The organism is Nitratireductor sp. PBL-C9, assembly GCF_050877045.1.
GTDB lineage: Bacteria > Pseudomonadota > Alphaproteobacteria > Rhizobiales > Rhizobiaceae > Nitratireductor > Nitratireductor aquimarinus.
This window is the reverse complement of record NZ_JBPAXW010000005.1, coordinates 86,380-112,504: the sequence shown is the minus strand read 5'-3', so window position 1 is coordinate 112,504 and position 26,125 is coordinate 86,380. Positions and strand designations below refer to the sequence as shown.

The following is a 26,125-nucleotide window of genomic DNA, read 5'->3' as shown; positions in this document are numbered from 1 at the left end:
AGAATGCGCGACTTAACAGGGCTCAGGCGGGACAATGACCGGCGCTGAACATCGAAAATTTCGCGCACTCTTCATCTCCGATATTCACCTCGGTTCGAAACCGGCCAAGGCCGAGTTTCTGATCGATTTTCTGCGTTATCACGATGCGGAGCAGATCTATCTGGTTGGCGACATTGTCGATGGCTGGCGACTGAAGCGCTCCTGGCACTGGCCGGCTGCCCATAATGACGTGGTGCAGAAGCTCCTGCGCAAGGCGCGCAAAGGCACCGGGATCACCTATATCGCCGGCAATCACGACGAGTTCCTGCGCTCGTTTCAGGGGGTGCATTTCGGCGGCATCGTCGTTGCCGACCGCGTGATCCATGAGGCAGCAGACGGGCGCAAATTCCTCGTCATCCATGGTGACCAGTTCGATCAGGTGGTGCACAATGTGCGCTGGCTCGCCTATCTGGGCGACAAGGCCTACGATCTCGCCATCGTTGTGAACCGGGTCATCGCCCGGGTGCGCCGCATTCTGGGGCGGCCTTACTGGTCCTTCTCTTCCTGGGCGAAGATCAAGGTCAAGAAGGCGATCAAGTTCATCAGCTCGTTTCAGGATGTTCTCGCCCAGGAGGCGCAGCGTTCGGAAGTCGATGGCGTCATCTGCGGCCACATCCACCACGCCGCGATGGAAGACATTCGCGGGGTCACCTACATGAACACGGGCGACTGGGTGGAAAGCTGCACGGCGCTGGCCGAGAATTTCGACGGGAGTTTCGAAATCATCACTTGGGCGCAGATCCTTGAGACAGCGCCTGTCACGGCCACCCGGGAAATCGAGAAACGCGGCGTTGTGACCGCGTTCCGAAAGGATGGGGTCAAGGCCGCCTGAGCGGCCCCGACCCTGTGCGTCAGCCCCAGAGCTGTGGCGAAGGCGGCGAAACGAGCGAGCCCGAATAGCTGAGCCCGTGCGCGCGGTCCTTTGCCAGAAGCAGCGGGCCGTCGAGATCCACGTAATCTGCGCCCTGCGCAAGAAGCACGGCCGGCGCCATGGCGAGCGACGTGCCCACCATGCAGCCGACCATCACGCCAAAACCCATTTCGCGGGCGCGGTCGCGCAGCTCCATGGCGGCGGTCAGGCCGCCCGTCTTGTCCAGCTTGATGTTCACGAAATCATAGAGCCCGGCGAGTTCTGGAAGGCTCTGCGCCGTGTGCACGCTTTCATCTGCGCAGATCGGAACCGGATGCGGGATTTCGCGCAGGATTTCGTCCTTGCCGGCCGGCAGGGGCTGCTCGATCAGCGCCACGTGGAATTCGGCCGCTGCGAGCATGTTTTCGCGGATGTTCTCTTCGGTCCAGCCTTCATTGGCGTCAACGATGAGGCGGCTGTCGGGTGCAGCGCCTGCCACGGCGTGAATGCGCGCGGCATCGTTTTTGCCGCCCAGCTTCACTTTCAGGAGAGGGCGGGTCGCATGGGCGCGGGCCTGTGCGGCCATCTCTTCGGGTTCCGCCAGCGAGATCGTATAGGCGGTCTGGAGCGGACGTGGCGGGATCGGGCAGGCCGCAGTCGATGCGCGCTTGCCTGAAAGCTTCGCTTCCAGATCCCAAAGCGCGCAGTCAACGGCGTTGCGCGCCGCACCTGCCGGCATGGCGGCGATCAGATCGGCGCGGCTGATGCCGTTGGCGATCTCCTGCCGAGCGGCCTCGATCTGGCCGACCACACTGTCCTCGGATTCGCCATAGCGCGGATAGGGCACGCATTCGCCGTGACCGCTGACGCCGTTTTCACTCACCGTGCATCTGACGACTCGCGCCTCGGTGCGTGAGCCTCGGGAGATTGTGAAGACGCCGGCTATCGGAAAACCTTCGATGTCTGTGGCCAGTTCGCGTGTCATTTCCGCCCTTCTTCTCGCAAAAAATCACAATTATCAGAGGAACAAGCCTTATATGCCCCCTCCGGGAGCCCGCAACCGGTTCCCTTTGGACCTGCTCCACACTAATGATGGTGCCATGTTGACCAATTCCGTTGACGACGCAAGCGACGCAGGACGTCCCTCCGGCCAGAATGGCGAGCCGCGCCTCGAGATTCACGAGGAGGGGAACGCGCTTTCCTGTCGTCTGTCGGGGGCGTGGAACACACGCACGGTTGCCAAGGTCGATGCGCGCATGCGCAAGCTCGAAGCGCAGAACAGCCTGCAGCATGTCGGGCTGGATCTTTCCGGCATCACCAGCCTAGATACGGCCGGAGCCTGGCTGATCGAGCGTCTCGTCTATGCGCATCAGTCACGCGGTGTTGAGGTCGAGCTGACCGGAGAGAGCGAGGCCGCCAGAATTCTTTTGCCGGCTGTGCGCGAAGCGGTCGTGCAGGACGGCGAAGCCAAGCCGCGCCCCAAGGGCTCGATCATCATCAACACGCTGGAGCGGATCGGACGCGCCATGTACGAGGCGCGCGACGACATCGTCTATGGCGCGCATATTCTCGGCGCCACCATTGGCGGTGCGCAGATGAAGCTCGGCCGCACCCACGCCATCAACCCGGCGGCAATCGTCAGCCAGATCGACCGCATGGGCGTCGGCGCTGTGCCGATCATCGTTTTGATGTCGGCCATCGTCGGCGCAATCATTGCCCAGCAGGGCGCGTTCCAGCTTCGCTATTTCGGTGCGGAGATCTTCGTTGTCGATCTGGTCGGCATCCTGATCCTGCGCGAGCTCGGCGTGCTGATGACCGCGATCATGATCGCCGGTCGCTCCGGCAGCGCCATCACCGCCGAAATCGGGTCCATGAAGATGCGCGAGGAGGTCGATGCGCTGACCGTCATCGGCCTCAATCCGGTCGGTGTTCTGGTGTTCCCGCGCCTCGTCGCCCTGATGGTTGGCGTTCCGTGCCTGACCATTGTCGCCAATTTTGCCGCCCTTGGCGGCGCGATGCTGATCGCGTGGCTCTATTCGGGCATTCCGCCGGAAGCGTTCATCGACCGGCTTCGCGATTCCATCGATCTTTCGACGATCTTCGCCGGTTTGATCAAGGCGCCCTTCATGGCGCTCATTGTCGGCATCATCGCCTCCATTGAGGGGATGAAGGTGGGCGGCAGTGCGGAATCGCTCGGCAATCACGTCACCGCCTCGGTGGTGAAGGCGATCTTCGTGGTGATCGTGGTGGATGGTCTGTTCGCCATCTTCTATGCGGCAATCGATTTCTAGGGTTTTGGGCGTATGGTGCTGATCGACGAACAGCGGGAGACGCAGACGGGCGAGACGCGGGACGTGGTCCTGTCGGTGCGCGACGTCACCGTTGGTTTTGGCGACACCGTGGTGCTCGACGGCCTGTCTCTCGATGTTTATCGGGGTGAGATCCTCGGCTTTGTCGGCGCATCGGGTTCGGGGAAGTCCGTCCTTCTGCGCACCATTCTGGGCCTCATTCGCAAGCGTTCCGGCATGATCCGCCTTCTGGGGCAGGATCTCGACAAGGCCAATGACGAGCAGCGCCTCAAGGTGGACATGCGCCAGGGTGTTCTGTTCCAGCACGGTGCGCTGTTTTCAGCGCTCACCGTTCTGGAAAACATTCAGGTGCCGATGCGGGAATATCTCGATCTTCCGCGCGCCCTTATGGATGAGCTTGCCTATCTGAAGCTCGAACTGGTGGGCCTGCCGCGCACGGCCGCGCCCAAGTTTCCGTCCGAACTTTCAGGCGGCATGATCAAGCGCGCAGCACTTGCGCGGGCTCTGGCGCTCGATCCGGACATTGTTTTTCTGGACGAACCGACCTCGGGGCTTGACCCGATCGGCGCTGCGGAATTCGATGAGCTGGTCGGTAAACTGCGCGACACGATGGGGCTGACCGTCTATATGGTCACGCACGATCTCGACAGTCTTTTGACGGCGTGTGACCGCATCGCCGTTCTTGGTGGCAAGCGTGTTCTGGTGGATGGCACCGTCGACGACATGCTCGCATGCGACGATCCTTGGGTGAAAGCCTATTTCAGGGGAAAGCGGGCCCGGCAGATCGACCGTTCCGCAAGAGGTTAGCAGGCATATTATGGAAACCAGAGCCAACTACGTTCTTGTCGGCTTCTTCACCGTTCTGGTCATTCTGGCCGCGTTCGGTTTCGTCTACTGGTCTGCCAATATCGGTGACCGGGGGGAGACGGCGCTGCTGCGGTTTCGCATTCCGGGTTCCGCTTCCGGCCTCTCGCGCGGTAGCGCCGTGCTGTTCAACGGCGTGAAGGTGGGTGACGTTCGACGGGTCTATCTCGATCTTTCCAACCCCAGCGTTGCAATTGCCGATGCGCAGGTGGATCGCCTGACGCCGATTACCAGTTCCACCAAGGCTGATGTCGGGCTTGCCGGCCTGACGGGCACCGCGAATATCGAAATGACCGGCGGCAACCCAAACGAACCCAATCTGTTTGATCTCGCCGAGGACGAAGACACTGTTGCCGAGATCCAGGCCAGCCCCTCGGCCGTGACCAATCTTCTTCAGACCGCACAGAGCCTGCTGACGCGGGCGGATTCCGTTGTCGATCAGCTTGAAGGGTTCACGCAGGATGCCCGTCAGCCGCTGACCGAAACCGTCAAGAACGTGCAGCGCTTCTCCGAGGCGCTTGAGCGCAACGCGTCCGGCATTGATGATTTCCTGTCCAATGTCAGCGACCTTTCCGGCACCATTTCCAAGGTTTCCGGGCAGCTCGACAGCACGCTCAAGGCCGCCGAAGAACTGATCACCTCCGTGGACCGGGACAAGGTCTCTTCGATGGTGACCAACTTCGATGAATTCTCGGCGCGTCTCGAAAAGGCCAGCCGCAACATCGACACGGTGATGAGCAGCGTCGATGAAACGGTCCGCTCCATCGGCACCTTCTCCACCAACGCCAATCAGACGCTGGCCAAGCTCGACGGCGTGCTCGACAGTGTCGATCCGGCGACCGTCAAATCTGCCGTGGGGAATTTCGAGGAAGCGAGTGCAACGGTGAACCGGGCCGCCAAGAGCATCGCCGATGTCAGCGAGACCGTGGACAAGCGCAAGGAAGACATCGATTCCTTCATCACCAATGCAAGCGAACTCGCAAGCCAGCTCAACAAATCGTCCGTGCGGCTCGATTCCGTTCTGGCAAAGCTCGACGGCATGCTTGAATCCGGGGATGGCGAGGGCCTGATGGCCGATGCGCGCGAGACGCTCAAATCCTTCCGCAAGATGGCCGAGACGCTCACCGTCCGCGTTGATGCGATTTCCGGCAATCTGGAGCGCTTCTCGGGCGGTGGTCTGCGTGAGGTGGAGGCGCTGGTACGCGACGCCCGGCGTTCGATCAACCGCATCGAAAGCGCGGTCTCGGACTTCGAGCAGAACCCGCAGCGCATTATTACCGGTGGGGATGGCACGATTCGTCGCTACGATGGGCGGGTGCGGCGTTGACATTCATGCTGCATCATCCCAAACAAATTAAGGATTTTGCATTTCTAGAGGGGCGGATCTCCCCGGTTTGTCCGGCGTTTGGTTCGAGGAGCGTTTTTTGAAAACGAGTGCGAGGATTTCCGCGCTGTTGGTGCTTGGAAGCGTGTTGGCGGGCTGTGCGGCCCTGCCGGGGGGCGGTCCTGCACCGGTTGATGCCTTTGACCTGACGCCACCGCCGGTTTCGACCGATGGCCGACGCGCAGCGCGAACGCAGATCCTCGTCACCGAACCCACCGCCATCAAGATGCTCGATGGACAGGACATCGTCGTTAAGACCTCCGGCGGCGCCATCCAGTATCTGGGCGGCGTTCGCTGGGCTGATCGCCTGCCGCGCATCGTACAGACCAGCATGGCCGATCTTTATCAGCGCTCCGGTCGCTTTGGTGGCGTTGGCATGCCGGGCGAAGGTCTGGCCATCGACTATCAGATCCTCGCGGATCTGCGCAGTTTCGATGTGCAGGTCAATGGCGCGAAGCGTGCGGAAGTCGAGCTGTTCGTCCGCGTTCTGAACGACCGCAATGGCGTCGTGCGGGCCTCGCGCACCTTCCGCGCGTCTGCTCCCGTCACGGGGACGGGCTCGGAGGCTTTCGCCGCAGCACTCGACCGCGCGTTCAGCGCCGCCGTGGTCGACCTGGTGGACTGGACAGTCACCAGTATCTAGATCGCTCTGCGATCAGTCAGATACCATCACATTCGTGATATGGAATTTGCAGCCACAGTGCGGTGCGTGGTTCGCCCCTCGACAGGCTCAGGGCGCTCGCCATGAAGAGGCATTGTTTCTGAAATCCACCGCAACATCTTTGATCGAGGTTTCCTGCAGGCGACCTCTTCCCTCATGGTGAGCTTGTCGAACCACGCACCGCATGAATGCAATGCGACGTGCGCTCTATGTTCAGACGCTCGTTGCCACCATGCTGCGCCCCGCTGAACCGTCCCTCAAGCCTTTAGAAACGGTCGACCACGGTCACGCCGGTCGCCTGAAAGCTGTCCATCTCCGTCAGCGCTTCTATGGCCTCTTCCAGCGCGATGCGCCTTCCGATGAGGCGTTGCGGCTCCACCTTGCCTGTGGCGATCATTGCCATCATCGCATCGTAGCGATGGGCCTGCATGCCGTGGCTTCCCAGTATTTCCAGCTCATTGGCAATGATCTGCGCCATCGGAACCTGCGGCGTGCTTTGCTCCGCCACCATGAGGCCGATCTGCACATGCCTGCCGCGTTTGCGCAGGTTGCGGATGGAGTTGAAGCAGGTCTCGGGATGACCAAGCGCATCGATGGAGACATGCGCGCCACCCTGGGTGATCTCGCGCACCGCTTCGGCCACATCGGGAACCGCTCTGGCGTTGATCGTGGAGACCGCACCCAGCGCCTTTGCGAGCGCGAGCTTGTCGTCGGCAATGTCCACCGCCACGACGTTTGCTCCAAGGGCATTGGCGATCATGATGGCTGAAAGCCCCACACCGCCGCTGCCGTGCACGCTCACCCATTCACCGGCTCGCGTCCGGCCCTGATCCACAACTGCGCGAAACGAGGTGGCGAAACGGCAGCCGAGGCTGGCGGCGGTCACGAAGTCCATGTTTTCGGGCAGGGCGACGAGGTTCAGATCCGCCTGATGGATGGACACATATTCTGCGAATGAGCCCCAATGAGTGAAGCCGGGCTGAAACTGGTGGTCGCAGACCTGCTGATGTCCTGCATGGCATTGCGGACAGCCACCGCACCCACCGACGAAGGGGACGGTGACCCGGTCACCGATCTTCCATTTGCTGACGGAACCGCCGACAGCGGCCACGGTCCCTGCCAGTTCATGTCCGGGCACATGCGGCAGTTCGATGTCGTCATCATGCCCCATCCATCCGTGCCAGTCGCTGCGGCAGACACCTGTCGCTTCGACCTTCAACACCACGCCATGCGGTTCGGGCGTCGGGTCGGGGAGGGTGGCCAGACGCGGCATCTCTCCAAATGCCTCAAAGAACACGGCCTTCATTCTGTCCCTCCCGATTCTGTGTCAGTCTTTCCATATCAGGATTGCCTGAACGCAGCTTTGTCAAAGCGTTTTGCACGGCGCTTGTCTGGACATTTCTGTGACGCCGGCCACAAGAAAAAACGGGCCCTCGCGGGCCCGTTTTCATTGGTGAGGGTTCGTCTGCCTTAGCGCAGGCGACCGCTGGCATGGGCCAGCATGGTGTAAACCTTGCCTGTGTCGGAGGTCAGGTAGGTCTGGGTCATCATGTTGTCGCGGTCCGAACGGGACACGTCGCGCAGCAGCTTCTCGAAATCGCGGCAGTAAAGGTCCACGGCCGAATGGAACTCGGGGTCGGAACGATACTTGCGCTGGATCTCGTCAAAGGTCTGCTGGCCCTTCAGCGTGTAGAGACGGCGCGTGAAGACATTGCGCTCACCGCGGCGGTAACGCTCCCAGAGGTCGATGGACGCTTCGTGGTCGATTGCGCGTGCAATGTCGACAGACAGCGAGTTGAGCGATTCGACCACATGAAGCGCCGAACGATCTTCCTTCTGGACCGACGGTGCAGCCGGTTCGCGTCCCTTGCCGCCTTCCTCGCTTGAGGCGCTGCGCAGAAGATCGCGGATCCAGCCACCGCCGGGCGCCTGAGGCGCTGCCTGCGGTGTCGGGCTGGGGGCACGAGCGGTTTCCTGCAGACGCTCTGCCGGGCGAGGCGCCACGGGTGCAGCGGGCTGACGCTGACGCTCGATCACGGGCTGCTGCGGTGCGACGGAGGCTGCCGGCGCCTGCGGAGCGGGCGTCGGGGCCTGTGTCGGCCGGGGCTGCTGAAGCGGAGCGGGCGCTGCGGTCAGGCGTGTCTCGCTTGCCTGTTCCACATGGTACATCTTGCCCGATTTCGAAACGATGTCCGAAAGCTCCTTGAGCGCGTTGACCTGCTCGCTGATCGCGTTGCGCATGGCCGAGGTCGACTGCTTGGCTTCGGCCGGGAGTTCGGCAATGCCGCGCTTCACGTCGGTGCGGGTCTGCTCCAGCTCGGTGCGGATCTCCGAGGCGGTGCGACGGATCTCGTCGGTTGCGCCGCTGAAACGGCTGGTTGCCGATTCCACGACCTCTGCAATCGCTTCGCGGATGCCGTCCACCGACTGGCGCGTACGGCCCTCGGCGGAGGTCAGGATGCGCTCCACAAAGTCCTCGAACGAGTTCATCGTCTTTTCGATGTGCTCGGACTTCTCGACCAGACCGCTTGCCAGCGCTTCCAGCGCTTTCTGGCGGTCTTCCAGATTGCCGGTCAGGCCGGACTGGGCGCGCTCGAGAAGCTCCGATGCGGTTTCCAGAACCTTGCTGTGGTCCTCGAATCGGCTGGCGATGGCCGAAACCTCGCGCAGGGTCCGCTCCGAGAAGTCGGCGAGGCGACCGGAGTTCGCATTGATGAGGCTTGCCGAATTGGAGAAGGTCTCCGCGGCTTTCTCTGCATTCTCGGCAAAGGATGTGGCCGTGCCGCTCAGGCGCTCGTCCACCTCGGAAAGGTTCCGGGAGGCGGTGGAGATGAGTGCGCCGAGGCGCTGACCGGAAACACCGAGCTTCTGGAGAAGATCGTCGATATTGCCGGTAATGCTCGCCTGTGCCTGCTCGAAGGCCGAGAGGGTCTCGTGGGTGCGGTTGGAGAGTGCGTTGACCAGCGCGGCATTCTCCGACTGCAGACGTTCGGTCGTCTCTTCGGTGATGGCCCGGATGCTGGAGCGCAGCTGGCCGCCGCTCTCGGCAAACTTGTCGACCAGCGGCTTCGCCGTCTCGTCAAGAATGCGCGACAGTTCGGAGGTGCGGCCTGCAAGCATGGCGTTGAGTTCGCGCGTCCGCTCTTCAAGATTGGACACGGTCTCGCTGGTGCGCTTGCCGATATGGTCGTCCACGGAGGCGAAGGTCTGGGCAATCGTATCTGCGGTGGAGACCAGACGCGCCTGCGTTGTCGAAAGCTGCTGGTTGACGTGCTGGGCAACCGATTCTGCGCTCTCACGCAGGCGGGCGTCCGCATCCTCGATGCCGCCGGAGATCGCACCGGCAATCGTGCTGGCGCTGTTGGACAGGCGCTCCTGAAGGCCCGACAGCGTATCGCTCATGGCATTAGCGCGCGCATCCAGCTCAGCCGATGTCTGGTGCGTACGGGCGATGATGCGCTGATCGAAGTTCTCGAACGTGCTGGCCAGCTGTTCGGTGCGCTCTGCGAGCTGCTCCGAAGTCTGGTCGACACGGCTGACCAGCTTGCGGTCGGCGGCGTCGAACGTGTCGGTGATTGCCTTGGTGTGCTGCGACAGCGTTTCCGCCGTCGTCTCCAGACGCGAAGCGATACGGCCGTCGACCTCTGCGAAGGTCTGGGCGAACACGCCTGCGCGTTCGGTGAAGCGTGCCGAAGCGTCGTCGAAGGTGCGATCAATGTCCTCGATGCGCGAACCCAGCGTGGAAGCGGTCTGCTCGGCGCGGGCGGCAATGCGCTTGTCCGCATCCTCGAACACCCTGGAGGCTTCCTGGTTCAGCGTGGAGGTGGCTTCGATCACCTTGTCACGCAGCGCGCCTGCCACGACCACCGCGCTGTTTTCCAGCGTGGAGCGGACATTCTCGACGCCCATGGAGAGTGCTTTCTCCATGGTCTGCGTACGTTCTTCGATGATGTTCGTCTGCTTGGAGAACATCTCGTTGACGCGGGTTGCCTCGTCCTCGATCACGGCGTTCAGCGCCTGACGACGCTCGTCGATCTTCGCGATGTTGACGTCCAGCGCCTCGGCGAAGCCGTCGCGCGTCTTGGCCAGGTGCTGAACCTGCTCGCCAATGCCTGCCTCGAAGGTCGTGCGGGCTTCGTCGAGCTTCTCCATATCCGACTGGAAGGCGCCGGAGAGGCGCTGATGCGTCTCCTCGAAGGCTTCGATCTGGCGCTTTGCAGCGTCGCTCATGCGCGCCTGCGTCGCGTCGATCCGCTCGATGCCTTCATCGAAATGGGCGCTCATCTGCGACCAGTTCTGATCGATCTGCTTGCCGAAGTCGCTGGCGGTGTTCTCCAGCATGATGCTGGTGGAGGCCACGAGATCGGACATCTCGGAGCCGAGTGCGGCCTTGCCGGCTTCCACGGCTGCCGAAACATCGTCCTTGCCCTGGGCAAAGGTCGTGGCGATCTCGCGGGTGCGTTCGACCAGCGTCTCATTGATGCTGCGTGCGCGGGCCTCAAGCGCCGAATTGAGCTTCTGCGTGCCCGAGTCGAGCGCTTCTGCGCGGGTGGTGAACTCGGAGATCAGAGCGCGGCCGCGCTCGGTGATGGCGGTTTCCAGCTGACCGAGGCGCGAATCGAACTCGCCGGTCAGGGATTCGCTTGCTTCGCCGAGCGAAGAGAGCAGGGCCGTGCTGCGCGTCTCGAACAGCGTGTTGAGCGAGCGCGTGGTCTGGTCGGTGCGCTCGGCCAGCGTGGCCATGCGCTCGTCGAACAGGGTGCTCAGCGTCTTCGCCGCATCCTCGGTTTCCTGCGTCAGCGTGCCGAGGCGCGATTCCAGAACCCGGGTGAGGTTCTGTTCGGCGTTCTGCGTGTTCTCGCTGAACGTCGCGATGCGCGAATCGAGCACGCTGCCAATCTTGCTCACAGCCTGTTCAGCGCCATCGGTGAGGGCCGAAACGCGCGAATCCAGCAGTCCGCCAATCTTTTCATTGGCTTCCTCGGTGCGCTCGGCGAGCGTCGCCATACGCGTGTCGAACAGCGTGGTGAGCGTCTGCGTCGCGTCTTCCGTGCCCCTGGTCAGCGAGGCAATGCGCGTGTCGAGCAGGTTGGCAACCGCATCGCCGGACGTGGTGATGCGCTCGGACAGGCTCTGAATGCGATCGTCGATGCCCTTGTGCAGGTTGCCGCCGGTGCCGTCGAGCTGCTTGAGCAGCGTTTCGCTGGAAGCGTTGACCGAGGCGGCAAGCTGGCGCGAAGCATCAGCGATGGTGGCGCGGATGCGCTCGCCGGCCGTGTCCAGCTCGTCTTTCAGGATTTCGTGTGCGCCGGCGATTGAAGCGCGCACGCGCTCTGCGTGGCCGACAATGCCTTCGCGCTCTGCGCCAAGGCCGTCCACGAGATGGCGGATGCGCGATTCGTTGGCCGAGTAGGCGCGCTCGAGTTCGCTCACTTCCGTGTGGACCAGCGATTCCAGTTCCACCGCGCGGGTGAGGGTGCGGTCCATGCCGTCGCCCATTGCCTGCACCTCGCGGCGCACGGCCTGGCCGACCGTCATTACGCGCTCATGGGCAAGGCTCTCCGGCTCTGCAAGGCGGAAAGCGGCTTCAGCCATGGACTGGGCTGCCAGGCGCATTTCCTGCGCGCGGCGCACCATCACGGCAAAGCCCCAGAAAAGGATCACGGGAACGATGATGCCGATGAGCAGCGCAATGGCGTGCGGCGCCGCCATGAAGGCTTCGGTGGAGCGAATCTGCCAGAGATCGGAGCCGTAAAGCAGCTGGCCAAGCATAAGGCCGCCGCCGACCCATAGAGCCGAAAGGGCTGCCACGAGCCAATAGGCGGTGTTGGGTGCGCGACGATCGAATTTGCGCATGACGCTCGAAAAGTCGCCGGCGCGGTCGTCATTGGCAGGTGCGAAGGGCTGGGAGGCTGTCTGTTCGGGCGCGGGTTCGACCGGGGTGAGGTCCTTGCGATTGGCCGGCGCTTCGAGATTGGCGGGCTTGGGCGCAGCAGTGCTGGCCGCCGGGGCTTCTGCCTTGGCGGGCGCGGGCTTCTCTGCTTCGCTGGAGCCCTTGGGGGCTTCCTTTTTGTCGCTCACGGTGACTTTCTCGTCTCCGTTCTGATCGCGGTTTTCGCGTGCGAGTTCCTCAGCCGCTGCAGAAATCTGCGCTTCCAGATCCTCCATGGATGCGGCGATGTCCAGATCGCCGTTCTCCAGTCCGTCCGCAAGCTCCAGATCGAGTGCATCCTCGAGTTCCTTCGCAAAATCGCGCTTGGATTGATTTTTCTTTGCTACTGTACGCGCCATACCGCCAAACCTTCAGCTACTCACCGCCGGAGTCCCATACGCAAACTTCGGGACCTCGTACTCCGACACTATGCCCAAATTGAGCCAAGCGTATCGTAATGGGACATCGCGCTGTTGAAAACATCCAATCAGCCGGATGTGTAAAAGTTTAAACATAAGGTTAACGTGGTTTTTGGCGAATTACTCATTTTGCACCGATGCCGTTAACCCGTTGTCCATCCGGGATTAATAGTGTGTGAAGGGTGACGTTGGGGGAAGTAAAGTCGGATGCCGGCAAACATTAAGGCCGAAGCCCCGGGCAGGGTGAGGGAACTGGGGCCGGAGGGGCTTCCTCTCGATATGGAACACCTGACCCGGCAGACGCTCGGAGACAAGGCCCTGGCGACCGAGGTGCTGAAACTGTTCCAGACGCAGACACTTGGGCTTGTGGATCGCATGGAGGCGGCAGACATGCGCAACCGCCGCGAGCTGGCCCATGCGCTGGTCGGTTCGGCCCGGGGCATTGGCGCGTTCCGCGTTGCCGAATGCGCCGCGCGCATCGAAAAGGGCGAAACCGGTCCGGGCGAAATCATGCACCTCTCGAGCCTCATCGACGAAGTGCATGAATTCATTTCATCTTTATCCTGATCAACCCGCTGCGGCATCGCCGACAGATTGCGTTTCCCGATCAAAGCCAATATGTGAAGCGCCAAGTCTTGGCGTCGGGTGCGTTCGAACAGGGCCGGAGTGCCCGGTTCATGCTACGCGACGAAACGCTTTCACAATTCTGCCGGGAAACTTGCATGCCGAAAATCTCCTACATCGTCCCCGATGGCACACGCTTTGACGTGGAAGCCGAGAATGGCTCCACTGTCATGGAAAACGCCATCCGAAACGCCGTTCCGGGCATTGAGGCAGAGTGCGGCGGCGCCTGCGCCTGTGCCACGTGCCATGTCTATGTGGATGACCAGTGGGCGGAAACGGTCGGCCAGCCGGAGGCCATGGAAGAGGACATGCTGGACTTCGCCTATGAAGTGCAGCCCACTTCGCGCCTTTCCTGCCAGATCATCGTTCGTGACGAGCTTGACGGTCTCGTGGTGCGCATTCCCGAGCGGCAGGCCTGATTTTCAGGCGTGCTGGCGGAAGGGGGCGGGCGCAAGCCTTTGCCCCTCTGCCCGCGGTCGCTTCAGCGGGGGCTCCGGTTTAGCCGGGATTGCGCCCGCGTTCGAGCTGCTCCAGCCGATAGTTGAGGAGGCGCATCAGCCTCCATTCAAAATTCCCGCTTTCAATACGGTCGAAGCGCGCCTGCGCTGCATCGTGTGCATTCAGCGTCTTCTCGGTGATTTTTTCCGCGCGTTCCTGAAGCGCCTCGCAGGAAGCGCGTGGCCTGAGCCGCGCCACATCTTCCTCGATCTTGCGGGCATAGCGCTTGGCAATGCCAAGATGGCTTTCTTCGTGCCGCTTGATGTCTTTCGAAAGCGTGTCCCAGATCAGCGCGGTTTCGGGCTCGGCGCGCTTGCGGTTTCGCCAGCGCGGCAGGAAGACCTGCGCATCCACCGAAACATTCACGGCGGCGATCCGGCAGCGCCTCTCATCTTCCTCGTAAGTGATCTTGGTTTTGAACTCCATGCGCGTCGCGCCCGGGTGCCGTTGCCCGGTGCTTTGCACTTCCGGGCCGCGGGAGCGCAGCTGCTCCTCAATCTCTCCAAGCGTTTTGCCGCCGATGGAGAAATAGCTGTAGCTGCGCGAAATATCGGCGCTTGCTGCTGGAAGAACGCCGGCAGCCATAAGGACAGGCGCCAGAAAGGTGAGAGTAAGCGTCGTGCGTTTCATCATGTCTCCGATACTCACCCTGCGACCTTGGCTGAGCGATGGCAACCCCGGATCGGCGGAGCGCCGACTCAATCTGCTCACCACATTGCGGTTGATTTTGGCGGCAATGAGCCGCAAAAACGCCTGATTGTGATCCGGAGGCCAAAAGCCCGATGACCATTCCGACATGGAAGCTTGCCCACGGGCGCGAACTTGCGCTTGGACCGGAAGCGATTGTGATGGGGATTCTCAACGTCACACCGGACAGTTTTTCCGATGGCGGCGCGTTTCTGGATGCCGGTCATGCGTTTCGTCAGGCCGAGAGGCTCGTGAGTGAGGGCGCGCGAATCATCGATATTGGCGGCGAATCCACCCGTCCCGGCAGTGAACCGGTCTCCGCTGCCGAAGAGCAGGACCGCATCCTGCCGGTGTTCGAGGCCCTTGCCGGTCGCGACGATGTTTTGCTCTCCGTCGATACCTACCGGGCCGAGACCGCGCGGCTCGCAGTCGCCGCCGGCGCGCATATCGTCAATGATGTGTGGGGCCTTCAACGTGAGCCCGACATTGCCGAGGTTGCGGCTGCAACCGGTGCAGGCCTTGTCATCATGCATACTGGCCGCGAGCGCGAGAAGCTCCCCGATGTGATTGCCGATCAGTTCGCGTTCCTGCGCCAATCGCTTAAAATCGCCAGTGGGGCAGGGGTGCGCGATGAGCAGATCATGCTCGACCCCGGCTTCGGCTTCGCCAAGGATGTGGATGAAAACATCGAGATCATGAATCGCTTTGGCGAACTCTCGGGTCTTGCGTTTCCGCTGCTTGTCGGTACATCCCGCAAGCGTTTCGTTGGTGCGATAACCGGTCATGAGAAGGCCGAAGACCGCGATGCGGGAACCGCAGCGACGAGTGCGCTGTTACGAATGAACGGTGCAGCCGTTTTCCGGGTGCACAATGTCGCAATCAACAGGGATTCGCTAAAGGTGGCGGATGCTATGCTGGCGACCAGAGAACGGGCCGGGTGAGGCGATGATGTATGTGATCCGGATGATGAACTGCGCTTTCTTCGCGCGGCATGGCGTCCTCGACGAGGAAGAGAGGCTGGGTCAGCGTTTCTATGTCGACGCGGTTCTGACGGTGGAGCCCGGTCGGGCCCTGAGCGACGATTCCCTGGAGGGCACCGTCGATTACGGGGCGGCCTTCAAGGTCATCGAAGAGATTGTTGCCGGCAAGCGGCGTTTTCTCATCGAATCGCTGGCGCTTGAGGTTGCCAAGGCGCTCTGCGCCCGCTTTCCCGAGATCGCCCGGTCCGACATCACGATCCGCAAGCCGAATGCACCGGTTCCGGGTGTTCTCGACTATGTCGAGGTTTCGGTGGCCTGGCCCCAGTAAATGCCGAAAACGCACGATGCCTATCTTGGTCTGGGCGGCAATATCGGAGAGCCGCGCCGGGCAATGCAGCTGGTCCTGCAGGCGCTGGATGAGCGCGCGGATACCGCAGTTCTTTCGGTTTCCGCGCTCTATCGCACGCCGCCCTGGGGTGTGGTCGATCAGCCGGATTTCCTGAACGCCGTCGCTCTGGTGCGCACCGAACTCGCACCCCACGCCCTGCTGGACGAATGTCTGTCCATCGAGCGCGCGCTCAAGCGTGTTCGCGCCGAGCGCTGGGGGCCACGTCCCATTGATGTGGACATTCTGCTTTATGGCGATCTGAGCATTGATGATGAAGGGCTGACCATTCCCCATCCGCGTATGGGCGAGCGCGCCTTTGTGCTGGGTCCGCTGTCCGAGATCGCGCCGGGGATCGAGATTGACGGTCAGATGATCGAAACCCGCCTTGCGACGCTCGATCAGGCCGGCATGGAGCGCATTACCGCCGATGGCGGCTGGTGGCGCAGCCCACCAAACAACCCGACAAACAAAAAGAGCGGCTGACGGCCGCTCTTCTTTCAGTCTCGGATTTCTGGGCCAGCGTGACTACTGGCGGGCAATGGCTTCAAGGCCACCCGATTTGGTGCGCTTCAGCTTCATGCCGATCACCGGGACCATGTCATCTTCCACCTGCACGGAGATGGTGATGTGCATGGTGTTGTTGTCGCTGATGCGGGCACGCATCGCGCCACTGAGCGACGAGCGGTGCAGGGCAAACACAACGTCCTTCCCCATCACCTTGCCGCCCGTGACATCCAGCCCCTTGCCGGCTGCACCGTCGAGGAAGGTGCCGCGATAGTCGGAACCGGTGAGAACCACATTCGCTTTCATGGGCTGGGTGAAAACGCCGACACGGCAGCTTCCGTCGAGCGCCATGCCGATTTTCTTGTCCGGCGTGCCGCCATCGAAATTGCAGACGAACTTCGTGCCCTTGTATTTGCCAGCCACGATTTCACCCGGACCGGACCAACTCCCCTCGACAGTCTGGAAAAAGCGCCGCTCCTTCTCTGAAGCTTCCGCCTTGCCGGCGAGGCCGGAGATCGGAGCTGCTGCCGCCGTCAGAAGAGCAAGCCTGAGCGCGAATTTAAGCATGAGCGAAGTGACCAAACTTGTTTGAAACTGGGAACTGCGGGGAATCTTGCCGCAGATTGGTTAAGGCTTTGTCTACCATGTCCCGACCCACGTTTGGAGACGGTTCCCGCTTCAAACCTCGGTTGCAATGCACGCTAGCGGTCAGGTGTGTCTTTTCGGACTCACCCAAAAGAGGCAGCAGTCGTCCAGCTTGGGTGCTTGCAGCCTATGCCTTCGGCGCTTCCTTCTTGTCTTTTTCGCTCGATGCAAAGCTCGTCAGCGCTTTCAGGAAATCACCGACGCCGGGGCGCTGCAGGGCCGTGAACGGCAGAGGGCGGGCCGCGTCCATCGCCGCGATGCCGATCCGCGCCGTCATCATGCCGTTGACGACGCCTTCACCGAGCTTGGCGGAGAGGCGGGCTGCAAGCCCGTGTCCCACCACCTGCTGCACCAGTGTCTCGCCAGCCGCCATGGAGCCGGTGATGGCCAGATGCGTGAAGATGCTGCGCACCAGCCGCATGAAGCCAAGGAAGCCCGGACGACCGCCATAGAGGTCGGCGATGCGGCGTGTGAGCCTTGCTGCTTCGAAGAGCACATAGATGATGTCGACCAGCGCACGCGGAGAAACGGCTGTCACCACGGAAACGCGCTTGGCCGCGTTCAGCACCTGCTGGCGGGCGGCGGCATCCAGCGGGGCCAAAAGCTCCTTCTCCGCCACGGTCAGAAGATCCGCGCCGTCGATCACATCGTCTTTGAGGCTTTCAAGCGTTGCGCGTCCGGCTGCCGTTTCCGGCTTTCCGGCGAGAAGCCCCATCAGGTGATCGACCGTCTTGCGCGCCTCTTTGGCATCATTGCGTTCGATGGCGTCGGCGGCGTCCCGGCGCATCGTCTCGATTGAGGCAAGCCGCATGATGCCCAGCGCTTCGCGGGTCAGGATGGCGATGAAGGCGGTGAGCCCGATCGCAGCCACGCCAAGCGCCAGCCATCCCAGCCAGTCTGCGCGGTTGTAAAGGTCGCGGATCAGCTGATCCGTCCACAGGCCGATGGCCAGCGACAGGAGAACGCCGAATGCGGCGAAGAAGACCCGTCCCAGAATGGAACGCCGGCGTGGCGGGATCGGCGGGGGATCGGCGAGCGCCATGTCCTGTTCGGCAAAATAGTCTTCGCTTTCGGCGACCACCGCCACGGCGTTGCCGGGGTCGATGGCCTGCGGCTTTCGCTTCGGCGCCGTCTTTTCAGGCTTCTCAGGCTTTGGCGGGTCCACGCGGAAGGATGCGGGCGCTCTGCTCATGCGAGATGGTCTCCGACGAGAAATTCAAGGGCCCGGTCAAGCCGGATATGGGGCAGGGACAGGGTGACGCCTTCCGCCGTCTGCTCAAGCCGGGGCGGGCGGAAGCGCACGAAGCGGATCGGATGGTCCGGCGGGCTGTCCGACCCGTCTTCCGCTTTCTTCTGCTGAAAGATCAGGCCGGGCTTTTCCGGCAGGTCGCCTGGAAAGATTGCGGTTTCGGTTTCGCCGTCAAATGTCTCACCGGCAATGGTCTCGCCGGCCAGCGGGGTGCCGATGATCACCGGCAGCGTTTCCTTGCCCTGCCGAACCGTGCCTTCGCGTGTGGCCCGCACGGCGGCCATGGCCAGCACATCCACTGCCGCGCCTGAAAAATCAGCACGCGCGATAGCGCGGTCGGCCAGCCGTCGCACAATGGCCTGCAGGCGGTCATGGCTTTCATGATGAATGTGGTCCGCCTTGGTCGCCGCCACCAGAATGCGGTCGATGCGGTGGGCGAAGAGCCCCGTCAGCAGATTGCCGCGTCCCTGTCGAAAACACGACAGGATCTCCGTCAGTGCGCGCTCCAGATCGGTCACGGCTTCCGCACCCGCATTCATCGCCTGCATCGCGTCCACAAGCACGATTTGCCTGTCCAGCCGTGCGATGTGGTCGCGGAAGAAGGGGCGGATGACATGCGTCTTGTAGGCCTCGAAACGTCGCTCCATCATCGCGTGCAGCGATCCGGGCTTGTGTTTCTTGCCCGGCTCGAACTCGAGCGGCGCAAAGGTCAGCGCCGGGGAACCTTCCAGATCGCCCGGCATCAGAAAGCGTCCCGGCGGCAGTGTCGAAAGCGCCCTGTGGTCGGCCTTGCAGGCGCGCAGATAGGTCGAGAAAGCTTCGAACAGCCGCCGCGCGGTCATCTCGTCGGCTGGCGCGTCCGGGTCAATCCCGCTGGCCATCTCACGCCATTCGGCTGAAAGTTCCGCGCGGACGGGCAGGCGCGCCATTTCCATGGCCTCCTGGCAGAACGTGTCGTAATCCTTGCCGAGAAGCGGCAGGTCGAGCAGCCATTCTCCAGGATAATCAACGATGTCGAAGGAGAGTTTTCCGCGCGACAGGAGCCGGTTCCAGGCGGACGCGGACTCAAATTCCACCGTCAGCCGCAGTTCTGAAATGGCGCGCGTGGACTCCGGCCAGATGCGGCTTTCGACCAGGGCTGCGATGTGGTCCTCATACTGGAAGCGCGGCACCGCGTCGTCCGGCTGGTGCTCGAGATAGGCTTTGGATATCCGCCCCGATTTCTGGGCGTCGAACATGGGCAGCCGCCCGCCATGCAGCAGATTGTGAATGAAGGCGGTGATGAAAACCGTTTTGCCGGCGCGGGACAGCCCTGTCACGCCGATCCGCAGCGAAGGCGAAATCAGACCGGCAGCGCGTCCGGTCAGCGTGTCGAAGGCGATCCGCGCTTCGTCGGAATATGTCGTCAATGAAGCCAAGAGGCGAAATCCTCAAAAATCGCAAGACCTTGCATATAGGAAATCAAGCCTGTGATTGAAGAGCCGCCGGCAAGGCCCGTTATCCGCGGTCGGGGCGCAGGAACATGTCGAGACGCCCGCTTCTGCGCTCGATATTGGCCAACGCGCCGGGAAAGCTGATGACTGCAAGCCCGCATGTGGGGAAGCCGGAAGAGGCGGCCTGCGTTGCCTCGGCGTCGCCGCCTGATGAGAGCTCGTAAGCCAGGTCTTCCATCATCGGGTTATGTCCCACGACCAGAATGGTCTCTGCCTGCGGCGCTTCGCGCACTGCGAACAGATAGTCGGTCGCGTCAGAGTTGTACAATTCGGCCAGAAAATGCGTCTCCGGTTTCTGATCCAGCATGGTGGACGAAACGCCATCCAGCGTTTCGATGGCGCGTCTGGCCGTCGAGCAGAGGATCAGGTCGGGGAGGAGGTGGATTGCGCGCATCCGTTTTCCCAGCGCCCTTGCGTCCTCTTGCCCCGATGCGGTGAGCGTGCGGTCAAAATCGGACATGCCGGGCGCTGCCCAGCCAGCTTTTGCATGGCGAAGGAGAAGAAGCCGCGTCATATCACGAAATCCTGATCGATGGCGCTGAAAACGCACCTGAACGGGTTGGAAATGCCCTCAAACTGCGCGATTTCGGCTGCATTTTTCCCTCCGCAATGGCTTTTGAAGCTAAATGCAGACTTTATACGCATCCACAGCCCCGGGTAGAGCGGATTCACTTTTTCCGCTGCATTTAACAAAAGCGTGAAAGAGGCAGCCTTTGTGCTTGTGGTTGTGGAGGTGCGCTAATATATAGGCGCGGGCGAAAAAACATCCCAGGGTGACTCGATGAATGAGCTCAGTAATGCTGAATATGTGCCCACCGAGGACGAGCCCTTCATGAATGATCGCCAACGCTCGTATTTTCGTGCGAAGCTACAGCGTTGGAAGAGCGACATTCTCAAGGAGGCGCGTGAAACCCTCGAGGCGCTACAACAGGAAAACGCCAATCACCCCGATCTCGCAGACCGGGCGTCGTCGGAGACCGACCGTGCAATCGAATTGCGCGCGCGTGACCGGCAGCGCAAGCTGATTTCCAAGATTGACGCTGCCTTGCAGCGCATCGAGGAAGGCACCTACGGTTACTGTGAGGAAACGGGGGAGCCGATTTCTCTGAAGCGGCTTGACGCGCGGCCGATCGCTACCTTGTCGATCGAGGCGCAGGAGCGTCATGAGCGTCGTGAAAAAGTTTATCGCGACGACTGACTGGCAGACAAAATAACGGTTAGGGCGTTAGCCCAGTTTTGTATGCGCCACGCCGCTGCGGCTGGCGCTTTTTCTTTGCCTGTTTTCCGGTTTGCCGACGCCCGCGCATTTTGGTTTCCGGGCATCAGCCTGGATGTGTGGCCTATGGCCTGCCCATCCCGCCTTTGCGCAGAGATCGGGCAAGCGAGACGTTTCTAAAAACCTAGTGCTTCTGTTCCGAGAGTTCTTCCAGAAGCTTGCTCATTTCATCCTCGAGCGTGTGTTCGCTCACCGGCTCTTCCATCTGGTCCCTTCGCGCAGCCTCGTCTGATCGCGTCTCCACCGGAGGATCGTTGCGCGTGGTGGGCATGGCCGCTCGCGGGGCGGATGCGATATGAGTGCGTTCCACATAGCGCTCGTCAGGTTCTGCAGGGCGCACATCTGTCGCCACCCTCTCGGGTGCAGCCGCGCGCGGCGGTGTAGCCATGCCAGCCAGCCGCGCTGGCTCCGGGGCGGTCGCGGAAGGCAGGGTGCGATGGTCGTGGTTCGGCGATACCGGCAAAGGCGCTGGCCTCACGGGAATGGGCCGGGGGATTGACCGGCGCTGTGGCGCTTGTTCGCTGAGCGTCGGTGTGCGCTCGGCAATCTGAATGCTGGGCTCCGGCTCCGGTGCAGGCGGCTCCACCTCTCGCCGGGGCTCTGCCGGGGCTGGCTCGGGAGCCGTCTCCTGCAGCTCCGGCTCCTCACGCCCTTGCTCGGGAACCGCCCGTTGGCGAGTTTCCGGGCGCTGGCGTGTTTCGGGCCGGGGCATTTCCGGCTCTGGCATTGCGCGCGGAGCCGGCTCACTCTGCCGCCGAGGCATGACCGGTTCAATTCTCGCCGGGAGCTCTTTTCCGATATTGGCCTCGACGACAATGTCGCTGGGGCCGCCGATCAGGATCAGGTGTTCCACATCGTCACGGCGAACGAGCACAAGACGGCGATGATTGTCGACCGGCGTGGCGTCGGTCACCGCCAGTCGCGGCTGCTTGCCTCTGGAACCGGAGATGAACGTGCCTGCCGTAAAGCGCCGGTTCACGCGTACGAACACGAGAAGCACTATGGCGATTACAATGAGGATTATGGTCCAAAGGGCCGCAGTCGCGTTTGCTTCTCCAAAAATCCCCACGAGCCAGTCGCGCATTCGTTTACTCCAGTTTCCGTCAGATCAGACAAGGTATGCGTGTCACGCCATGGCAGCAAGCCGCCAGCAAAACTGTGGCCATTCAACAGAACATTTCGGGCAAAGAAAGGCGATTTGCGTTTCGATTACACGTGTGCGCTTGCAGATGGCGGGAGCCCTGATATATCCCGAATGGGTCGGGTTCGCGTGGAAGCCGGCGGGAATTGGGCGCGATAAACGGGAAACGCATGGCCAAGCAGACCGGGGGAGAAATCCACGCAGCACCGATCGTCGACCAGAGTTCGCGACCCGGTGCCATAACGCGGCTAATCATCTTCATTGTCGTACTGACGCTGTCTGCGGTTGCCTTCTCCGTGTTCCGCGACCGTCTGGGCGACCCGTTCCTGCTGGGGCTTCTGGGCGTTCTGGCGATGATCGGGGTGGGATTCCTGTTCGCAACGGCGATCGGCTTCGTGCAGGTCGCGCCGCGTTCAGCAGGCAGTGAACTCTCCAGGGCCTTTGTTGATTCCATGGAGGAGGGCCTCGTGGTTGCAGACACCAAGGGCCGCATCCTCTACGCAAACAATGCTTATGCCCAAATGACCGGTGCGACATCAGTTGCCGACGTGAAGACGGTCGATGGTCTGCTTTCAGACAATCCCGAAGCCGCGCCGGTGATCGAGAAGCTCGCCGCCGGTCTGCGCGATGGCCGGGCAGGGGATGGTGAGTTCCGTCTGACCCGTTCGATCCGTCCGGGCGGTGAACTGGGCGCGCGCTGGTACCGCACCTGGGCGCGTATTTTCAAACTGCCGGGATACCGTCAGCCGGTCTCCGCCTGGCAGATTGCCGACATTTCCGAGGAGCGCGCCGAGCAGGAACGCTTCTTCCTCGATCTCCAGAAGGCCATCGATCATCTCGATCACGCGCCGGCAGGCTTCTTCGCCGCTGACCCTGATGGCCGCGTCACCTATATCAACGCGACGCTCGCCGAATGGCTGGGCATCGATCTCGCCAATTTCGTGCCCGGCGCGGTTCGTCTGCCGCAGATCGTTGCCGGCGACGGCATGGCGCTGGTCAACGCGGTCAAGGCCGATCCGGGAACCGCGCGTAATGCGGTGATCGATCTCGATCTCTCCACGATGGGCGGCGAGGTTCTGCCGGTGCGCTTCATGCATCGTGTCATGGCAAGCCGCGAAGGTTCTTCCGGTCCGACCCGCACCATCGTGCTCAACCGGCAGGTGGGCGAGGACGCCTCTGCGGATCTGCGCGCTTCCGAGGTTCGCTTCACCCGCTTCTTCAATTCGACGCCAATGGCCATTGCCTCGGTCGACCATGACGGGCGCATCCTGCGCACCAATGCGCCGTTCCTCTCGCTGTTCTCCCAGGTGGTCGACAGCGATGCGATGGAACGCCAGGTGCGTCTCGATGCCGTCATTCACGAGAACGACCGTGAGGCCTTTGCCAACGCTCTGGAACGGGCGAAGCACAGGCAGGCCGAGATTGCCCCCATCGACACCGTTCTGCCCGATGATGCCGAGCGGCATGTGCGCTTCTACGTCAATCCCGTCGTCGATCATGATGGTGCAGAAGGGGCCGAGGAAGCGGCCATCGTCTATGCCGTGGAGACCACCGAGCAGAAGGCGCTCGAAGCGCAGATGGCGCAGAGCCAGAAGATGCAGGCCGTGGGCCAGCTTGCCGGCGGCATCGCGCACGACTTCAACAATGTGCTCACCGCCATCATCATGGCCTCGGACCTGTTGCTGACCAATCATCGCCCGTCCGATCCGTCCTTCCCGGACATCATGAACATCAAGCAGAACGCCAACCGCGCCGCATCGCTGGTGCGTCAGCTTCTGGCATTCTCGCGCCGCCAGACGCTTCGCCCGGAAGTGCTGAACCTGACCGACGTGCTGGCGGATCTGCGCATGCTTCTGGCGCGTCTGGTCGGCAACGAGGTGTCGCTTTCCATCGAGCACGGACGCGACCTGTGGCCGGTCAAGGCCGATATCGGCCAGTTCGAGCAGGTCATCGTCAACCTGACGGTGAACGCACGCGACGCCATGCCCGAGGGCGGTCAGCTGACGGTGCGCACGCGCAATATCTCGGCCGATGAATGCGCGCAGTTCCCGTATCGCGAGCTGGCAGTCGCAGATTATGTGGCCGTCGAAGTTTCCGACACCGGCACGGGCATTGATCCCGAGACGATCCGCAAGATCTTCGAGCCGTTCTTCACGACCAAGGAAGTGGGCAAGGGCACCGGTCTCGGCCTCTCCATGGTCTATGGCATCGTCAAACAGACCGGCGGTTTCATCTTCTGCGATTCCGAGCTGGGCGAGGGCACGACCTTCCGCATCTTCCTGCCGCGTTACATTCCAAGCGAGGCGGAGAAGGCGGCCGAGGAGGCAAATGCAGCAGCCGAAAACGGCGCCGCCAAGCCAAAGGAAGAAAACCGCGATCTCTCCGGCTCCGCGCGGGTGCTCCTGGTGGAGGACGAGGATGCCGTTCGCATGGGCAGCGTGCGCGCGCTCTCCTCGCGCGGCTACGAGGTGCATGAGGCGAGTTCCGGCGCGGAAGCGCTGGAGATCTTCAACGAGCTCGACGGCAAGGTGGATATCGTCGTTTCCGACGTGGTTATGCCGGAGATGGACGGTCCCACGCTGCTCGGCGAACTGCGCAAGGTTCAGCCGGACATCAAGTTCATCTTCGTCTCCGGTTATGCCGAAGACGCCTTTGCAAAGAACCTGCCGGAAGATGCGCAGTTCGGCTTCCTGCCCAAGCCCTTCTCGCTCAAGCAGCTTGCAACGGTGGTCAAGGAGATGCTGGAGGAAGGCTGAGACCGGCCCGTTTCGGCTCAATCAAAAAAGAAGGGGGGACTGGCAATGTGCCGTCACCCCTTTTTCTTGTCTCAGGCTCTGAAATTCCTGACCCTAGACCGAAACCGTGCGCCTCACACGGTTCTGCGTGCCGAACAGATCGATGTAGCGCTGGATCTCTGCTGGATCGCCGGTTGCCTTTTCCGGGTTGTCCGACAGTTTGACGGCGGGCCGGCCATTGGCCTCGCTCACCTTGCAGACCACGGAAATCGCCTTCAGCCCGTTGATTTCCGTGGGGGCGCAGTCCTCGAAATCATTGGTCAGGTTGGTTCCCCAGCCAAAGGCCATGCGAACCTTGCCCTGGAAGTGGTGATAAGCCGCCTCGATGGTCTCGACGTCGAGACCGTCGGAGAAGATCAGGAGCTTGTCGCGCGGGTCTTTCCCGTGTCTGCGCCAGAATTCCATGATGCGCTCGCCGCCTTCGATGGGCGGTGCGCTGTCGGGGCGGAAGCCGGTCCAGTCGGCCACCCATGGCGGTGCGTTGCGCAGGAAGGATTCGGTGCCGAAGGCATCCGGCAGGACGATCAGAAGATTGCCGCCATAATAGCTCTGCCAGTCTTCCAGCACCCGGTAGGGGGATTCCAGAAGTTCCCTGTCGGTCTTGGCAAGTGCGGCCAGAACCATGGGCAGTTCATGCGCATTGGTGCCGAGCGCTTCCAGATCCGTGTCCATCGCGAGAAGCACGTTGGATGTGCCGGTGAAGGAATCGCCGATTCCCTCCTTCAGGGCTTCCACGCACCAGCGCTGCCAGAGGAACGAATGGCGGCGGCGTGTGCCGAAATCGGAAATCTTGATTTCCGGCAGCTTTTTCAGCCGCTCCACCTTGGACCACACCTTGGCCTTTGCGCGGGCGTAAAGCACATCCAGCGCGAAGGGGCCAAGCGACCGCATGGCCGCGCGCGAGCGCAGCTCGTTGATGATGGTCAGCGCCGGGATTTCCCACATGGTGGTTTCCATCCAGCGGCCATGGAAGTGCAGTTCATACTGCCCGTCGCTGCGGGTGAGTTCGTATTCCGGGAGCCGGAAATCGGCCAGCCATTTGAGGAATTCCGGCTGGAAGATCTGCTTGTGGCCGTAGAACGTGTTGCCGGCGAGCCAGATCATCTCCTTCTTGGTGAAACGGATGGCGCGCGCATGGTCCAGCTGTTCGCGCAGCTCGCCCTCATCGATCTCGTCTGCCAGAAGAACCGTCTTGTTGCGGTTGATCAGCGAGAACGTCGCGTCGACCTTCGGATAGAGGCCCCAGATCATCTGCAGCATGAGCAGCTTGTAGAAATCCGTGTCCAGCAGGCTGCGGCAGATCGGGTCTACCTTCCAGGCGTGGTTGTAAACGCGTCGCGCGATATCGGTTTTCGGCATGGTATGCGTGTATCCTGCGAGTAAAGGC

The 26,125-nt window shown here is 61.9% G+C and carries 22 protein-coding genes; 12 read left to right on the top strand and 10 right to left on the bottom strand.

Annotation, left to right across the window (positions count from 1 at the left end; translation table 11 throughout):
• Positions 1-34 precede the first annotated feature (34 nt).
• Positions 35-871: a UDP-2,3-diacylglucosamine diphosphatase gene (locus ACRTG1_RS12325; protein WP_206547471.1), complete on the top strand. Its 837-nt coding sequence runs from the start codon at positions 35-37 to the stop codon at positions 869-871.
• Between the two features lie 19 nt (positions 872-890).
• Here ACRTG1_RS12325 and dgcA read toward each other — a convergent pair whose 3' ends face one another.
• A complete protein-coding gene (gene dgcA / locus ACRTG1_RS12320; protein WP_113155374.1) occupies positions 891-1,874 on the bottom strand; it encodes an N-acetyl-D-Glu racemase DgcA in 984 nt (327 codons plus the stop codon).
• Positions 1,875-1,989: 115 nt separating this feature from the next.
• Here dgcA and ACRTG1_RS12315 point away from each other — a divergent pair, with 115 nt between their 5' ends.
• The 4 genes from ACRTG1_RS12315 (at position 1,990) to ACRTG1_RS12300 (ending at position 6,089) form a co-directional block, all read left to right on the top strand.
• On the top strand, positions 1,990-3,180 hold the full coding sequence (locus ACRTG1_RS12315; RefSeq protein ID WP_432516371.1) for an ABC transporter permease: 1,191 nt from the start codon (positions 1,990-1,992) through the stop codon (positions 3,178-3,180).
• 12 nt (positions 3,181-3,192) lie between these two features.
• A complete protein-coding gene (locus ACRTG1_RS12310; protein WP_113155372.1) occupies positions 3,193-4,005 on the top strand; it encodes an ABC transporter ATP-binding protein in 813 nt (270 codons plus the stop codon).
• Between the two features lie 10 nt (positions 4,006-4,015).
• The gene (locus tag ACRTG1_RS12305; RefSeq protein ID WP_113155371.1) at positions 4,016-5,389 is read left to right on the top strand and encodes an MlaD family protein; all 1,374 of its coding nucleotides are present in this window, start codon (positions 4,016-4,018) and stop codon (positions 5,387-5,389) included.
• A gap of 97 nt (positions 5,390-5,486) precedes the next feature.
• A complete protein-coding gene (locus ACRTG1_RS12300) occupies positions 5,487-6,089 on the top strand; it encodes an ABC-type transport auxiliary lipoprotein family protein (protein ID WP_283800797.1) in 603 nt (200 codons plus the stop codon).
• A gap of 283 nt (positions 6,090-6,372) precedes the next feature.
• Here the strand turns inward: ACRTG1_RS12300 and ACRTG1_RS12295 are convergent, their stop codons facing one another.
• Both ACRTG1_RS12295 and ACRTG1_RS12290 read right to left on the bottom strand, forming a co-directional pair.
• Positions 6,373-7,413: a zinc-dependent alcohol dehydrogenase family protein gene (locus ACRTG1_RS12295; protein WP_206546293.1), complete on the bottom strand. Its 1,041-nt coding sequence runs from the start codon at positions 7,411-7,413 to the stop codon at positions 6,373-6,375.
• Positions 7,414-7,577: 164 nt separating this feature from the next.
• Positions 7,578-12,398 (bottom strand): hypothetical protein, encoded by a 4,821-nt coding sequence (locus tag ACRTG1_RS12290; protein WP_432516370.1) that lies wholly within the window; start codon positions 12,396-12,398, stop codon positions 7,578-7,580.
• A 339-nt stretch (positions 12,399-12,737) separates the two neighbouring features.
• On the opposite strand from ACRTG1_RS12290, the gene ACRTG1_RS12285 reads away from it, so the two are divergent.
• Together ACRTG1_RS12285 and ACRTG1_RS12280 are read left to right on the top strand one after the other, a co-directional pair.
• The gene (locus ACRTG1_RS12285; RefSeq protein WP_245447581.1) at positions 12,738-13,025 is read left to right on the top strand and encodes an Hpt domain-containing protein; all 288 of its coding nucleotides are present in this window, start codon (positions 12,738-12,740) and stop codon (positions 13,023-13,025) included.
• A 155-nt stretch (positions 13,026-13,180) separates the two neighbouring features.
• On the top strand, positions 13,181-13,501 hold the full coding sequence (locus ACRTG1_RS12280) for a 2Fe-2S iron-sulfur cluster-binding protein (RefSeq protein WP_113155367.1): 321 nt from the start codon (positions 13,181-13,183) through the stop codon (positions 13,499-13,501).
• A 79-nt stretch (positions 13,502-13,580) separates the two neighbouring features.
• Here the strand turns inward: ACRTG1_RS12280 and ACRTG1_RS12275 are convergent, their stop codons facing one another.
• Positions 13,581-14,210 carry a DUF922 domain-containing Zn-dependent protease gene (locus ACRTG1_RS12275; RefSeq protein WP_315900348.1) on the bottom strand — a complete coding sequence of 210 codons (630 nt, stop codon included), beginning with the start codon at positions 14,208-14,210 and terminating at the stop codon, positions 13,581-13,583.
• Positions 14,211-14,362: 152 nt separating this feature from the next.
• Between ACRTG1_RS12275 and folP the strand changes: the two genes are divergently transcribed.
• From folP to folK, 3 genes are read left to right on the top strand one after another with little or no spacing between them, the layout of a single operon-like run.
• Positions 14,363-15,208: a dihydropteroate synthase gene (folP, locus tag ACRTG1_RS12270; protein WP_113155365.1), complete on the top strand. Its 846-nt coding sequence runs from the start codon at positions 14,363-14,365 to the stop codon at positions 15,206-15,208.
• A gap of 7 nt (positions 15,209-15,215) precedes the next feature.
• Complete coding sequence (gene folB, locus ACRTG1_RS12265) at positions 15,216-15,575, top strand: dihydroneopterin aldolase (RefSeq protein ID WP_113155364.1); 360 nt, start codon at positions 15,216-15,218, stop codon at positions 15,573-15,575.
• Positions 15,576-16,118, top strand: coding sequence for a 2-amino-4-hydroxy-6-hydroxymethyldihydropteridine diphosphokinase (gene folK, locus ACRTG1_RS12260; RefSeq protein ID WP_432516369.1), 543 nt, complete (start codon positions 15,576-15,578; stop codon positions 16,116-16,118). It abuts the gene before it with no gap.
• Positions 16,119-16,160: 42 nt separating this feature from the next.
• On the opposite strand, the gene ACRTG1_RS12255 is transcribed toward folK, so the two are convergent.
• The 4 genes from ACRTG1_RS12255 to ACRTG1_RS12240 form a co-directional block, all read right to left on the bottom strand.
• Positions 16,161-16,706: a hypothetical protein gene (locus ACRTG1_RS12255; protein WP_113155362.1), complete on the bottom strand. Its 546-nt coding sequence runs from the start codon at positions 16,704-16,706 to the stop codon at positions 16,161-16,163.
• Between the two features lie 205 nt (positions 16,707-16,911).
• Positions 16,912-17,976, bottom strand: a complete 1,065-nt coding sequence (locus tag ACRTG1_RS12250; protein ID WP_113155361.1) for a YcjF family protein — start codon at positions 17,974-17,976, stop codon at positions 16,912-16,914.
• Entirely contained in the window at positions 17,973-19,451 is a 1,479-nt protein-coding gene (locus ACRTG1_RS12245) for a YcjX family protein (RefSeq protein WP_432516368.1), read from the bottom strand. The genes ACRTG1_RS12250 and ACRTG1_RS12245 overlap by 4 nt, the downstream gene beginning before the upstream one ends.
• A gap of 79 nt (positions 19,452-19,530) precedes the next feature.
• The gene (locus ACRTG1_RS12240; protein WP_206547478.1) at positions 19,531-20,040 is read right to left on the bottom strand and encodes a SixA phosphatase family protein; all 510 of its coding nucleotides are present in this window, start codon (positions 20,038-20,040) and stop codon (positions 19,531-19,533) included.
• A 267-nt stretch (positions 20,041-20,307) separates the two neighbouring features.
• On the opposite strand from ACRTG1_RS12240, the gene dksA reads away from it, so the two are divergent.
• Positions 20,308-20,724, top strand: coding sequence for an RNA polymerase-binding protein DksA (gene dksA, locus ACRTG1_RS12235; protein WP_113155358.1), 417 nt, complete (start codon positions 20,308-20,310; stop codon positions 20,722-20,724).
• Positions 20,725-20,926: 202 nt separating this feature from the next.
• Here the strand turns inward: dksA and ACRTG1_RS12230 are convergent, their stop codons facing one another.
• Positions 20,927-21,886: a hypothetical protein gene (locus tag ACRTG1_RS12230; protein ID WP_432516367.1), complete on the bottom strand. Its 960-nt coding sequence runs from the start codon at positions 21,884-21,886 to the stop codon at positions 20,927-20,929.
• Between the two features lie 227 nt (positions 21,887-22,113).
• Between ACRTG1_RS12230 and cckA the strand changes: the two genes are divergently transcribed.
• Entirely contained in the window at positions 22,114-24,699 is a 2,586-nt protein-coding gene (gene cckA / locus ACRTG1_RS12225) for a cell cycle histidine kinase CckA (protein ID WP_113155356.1), read from the top strand.
• Positions 24,700-24,792: 93 nt separating this feature from the next.
• Here cckA and pncB read toward each other — a convergent pair whose 3' ends face one another.
• Entirely contained in the window at positions 24,793-26,097 is a 1,305-nt protein-coding gene (gene pncB / locus ACRTG1_RS12220; RefSeq protein WP_432516366.1) for a nicotinate phosphoribosyltransferase, read from the bottom strand.
• Positions 26,098-26,125: the final 28 nt, after the last annotated feature.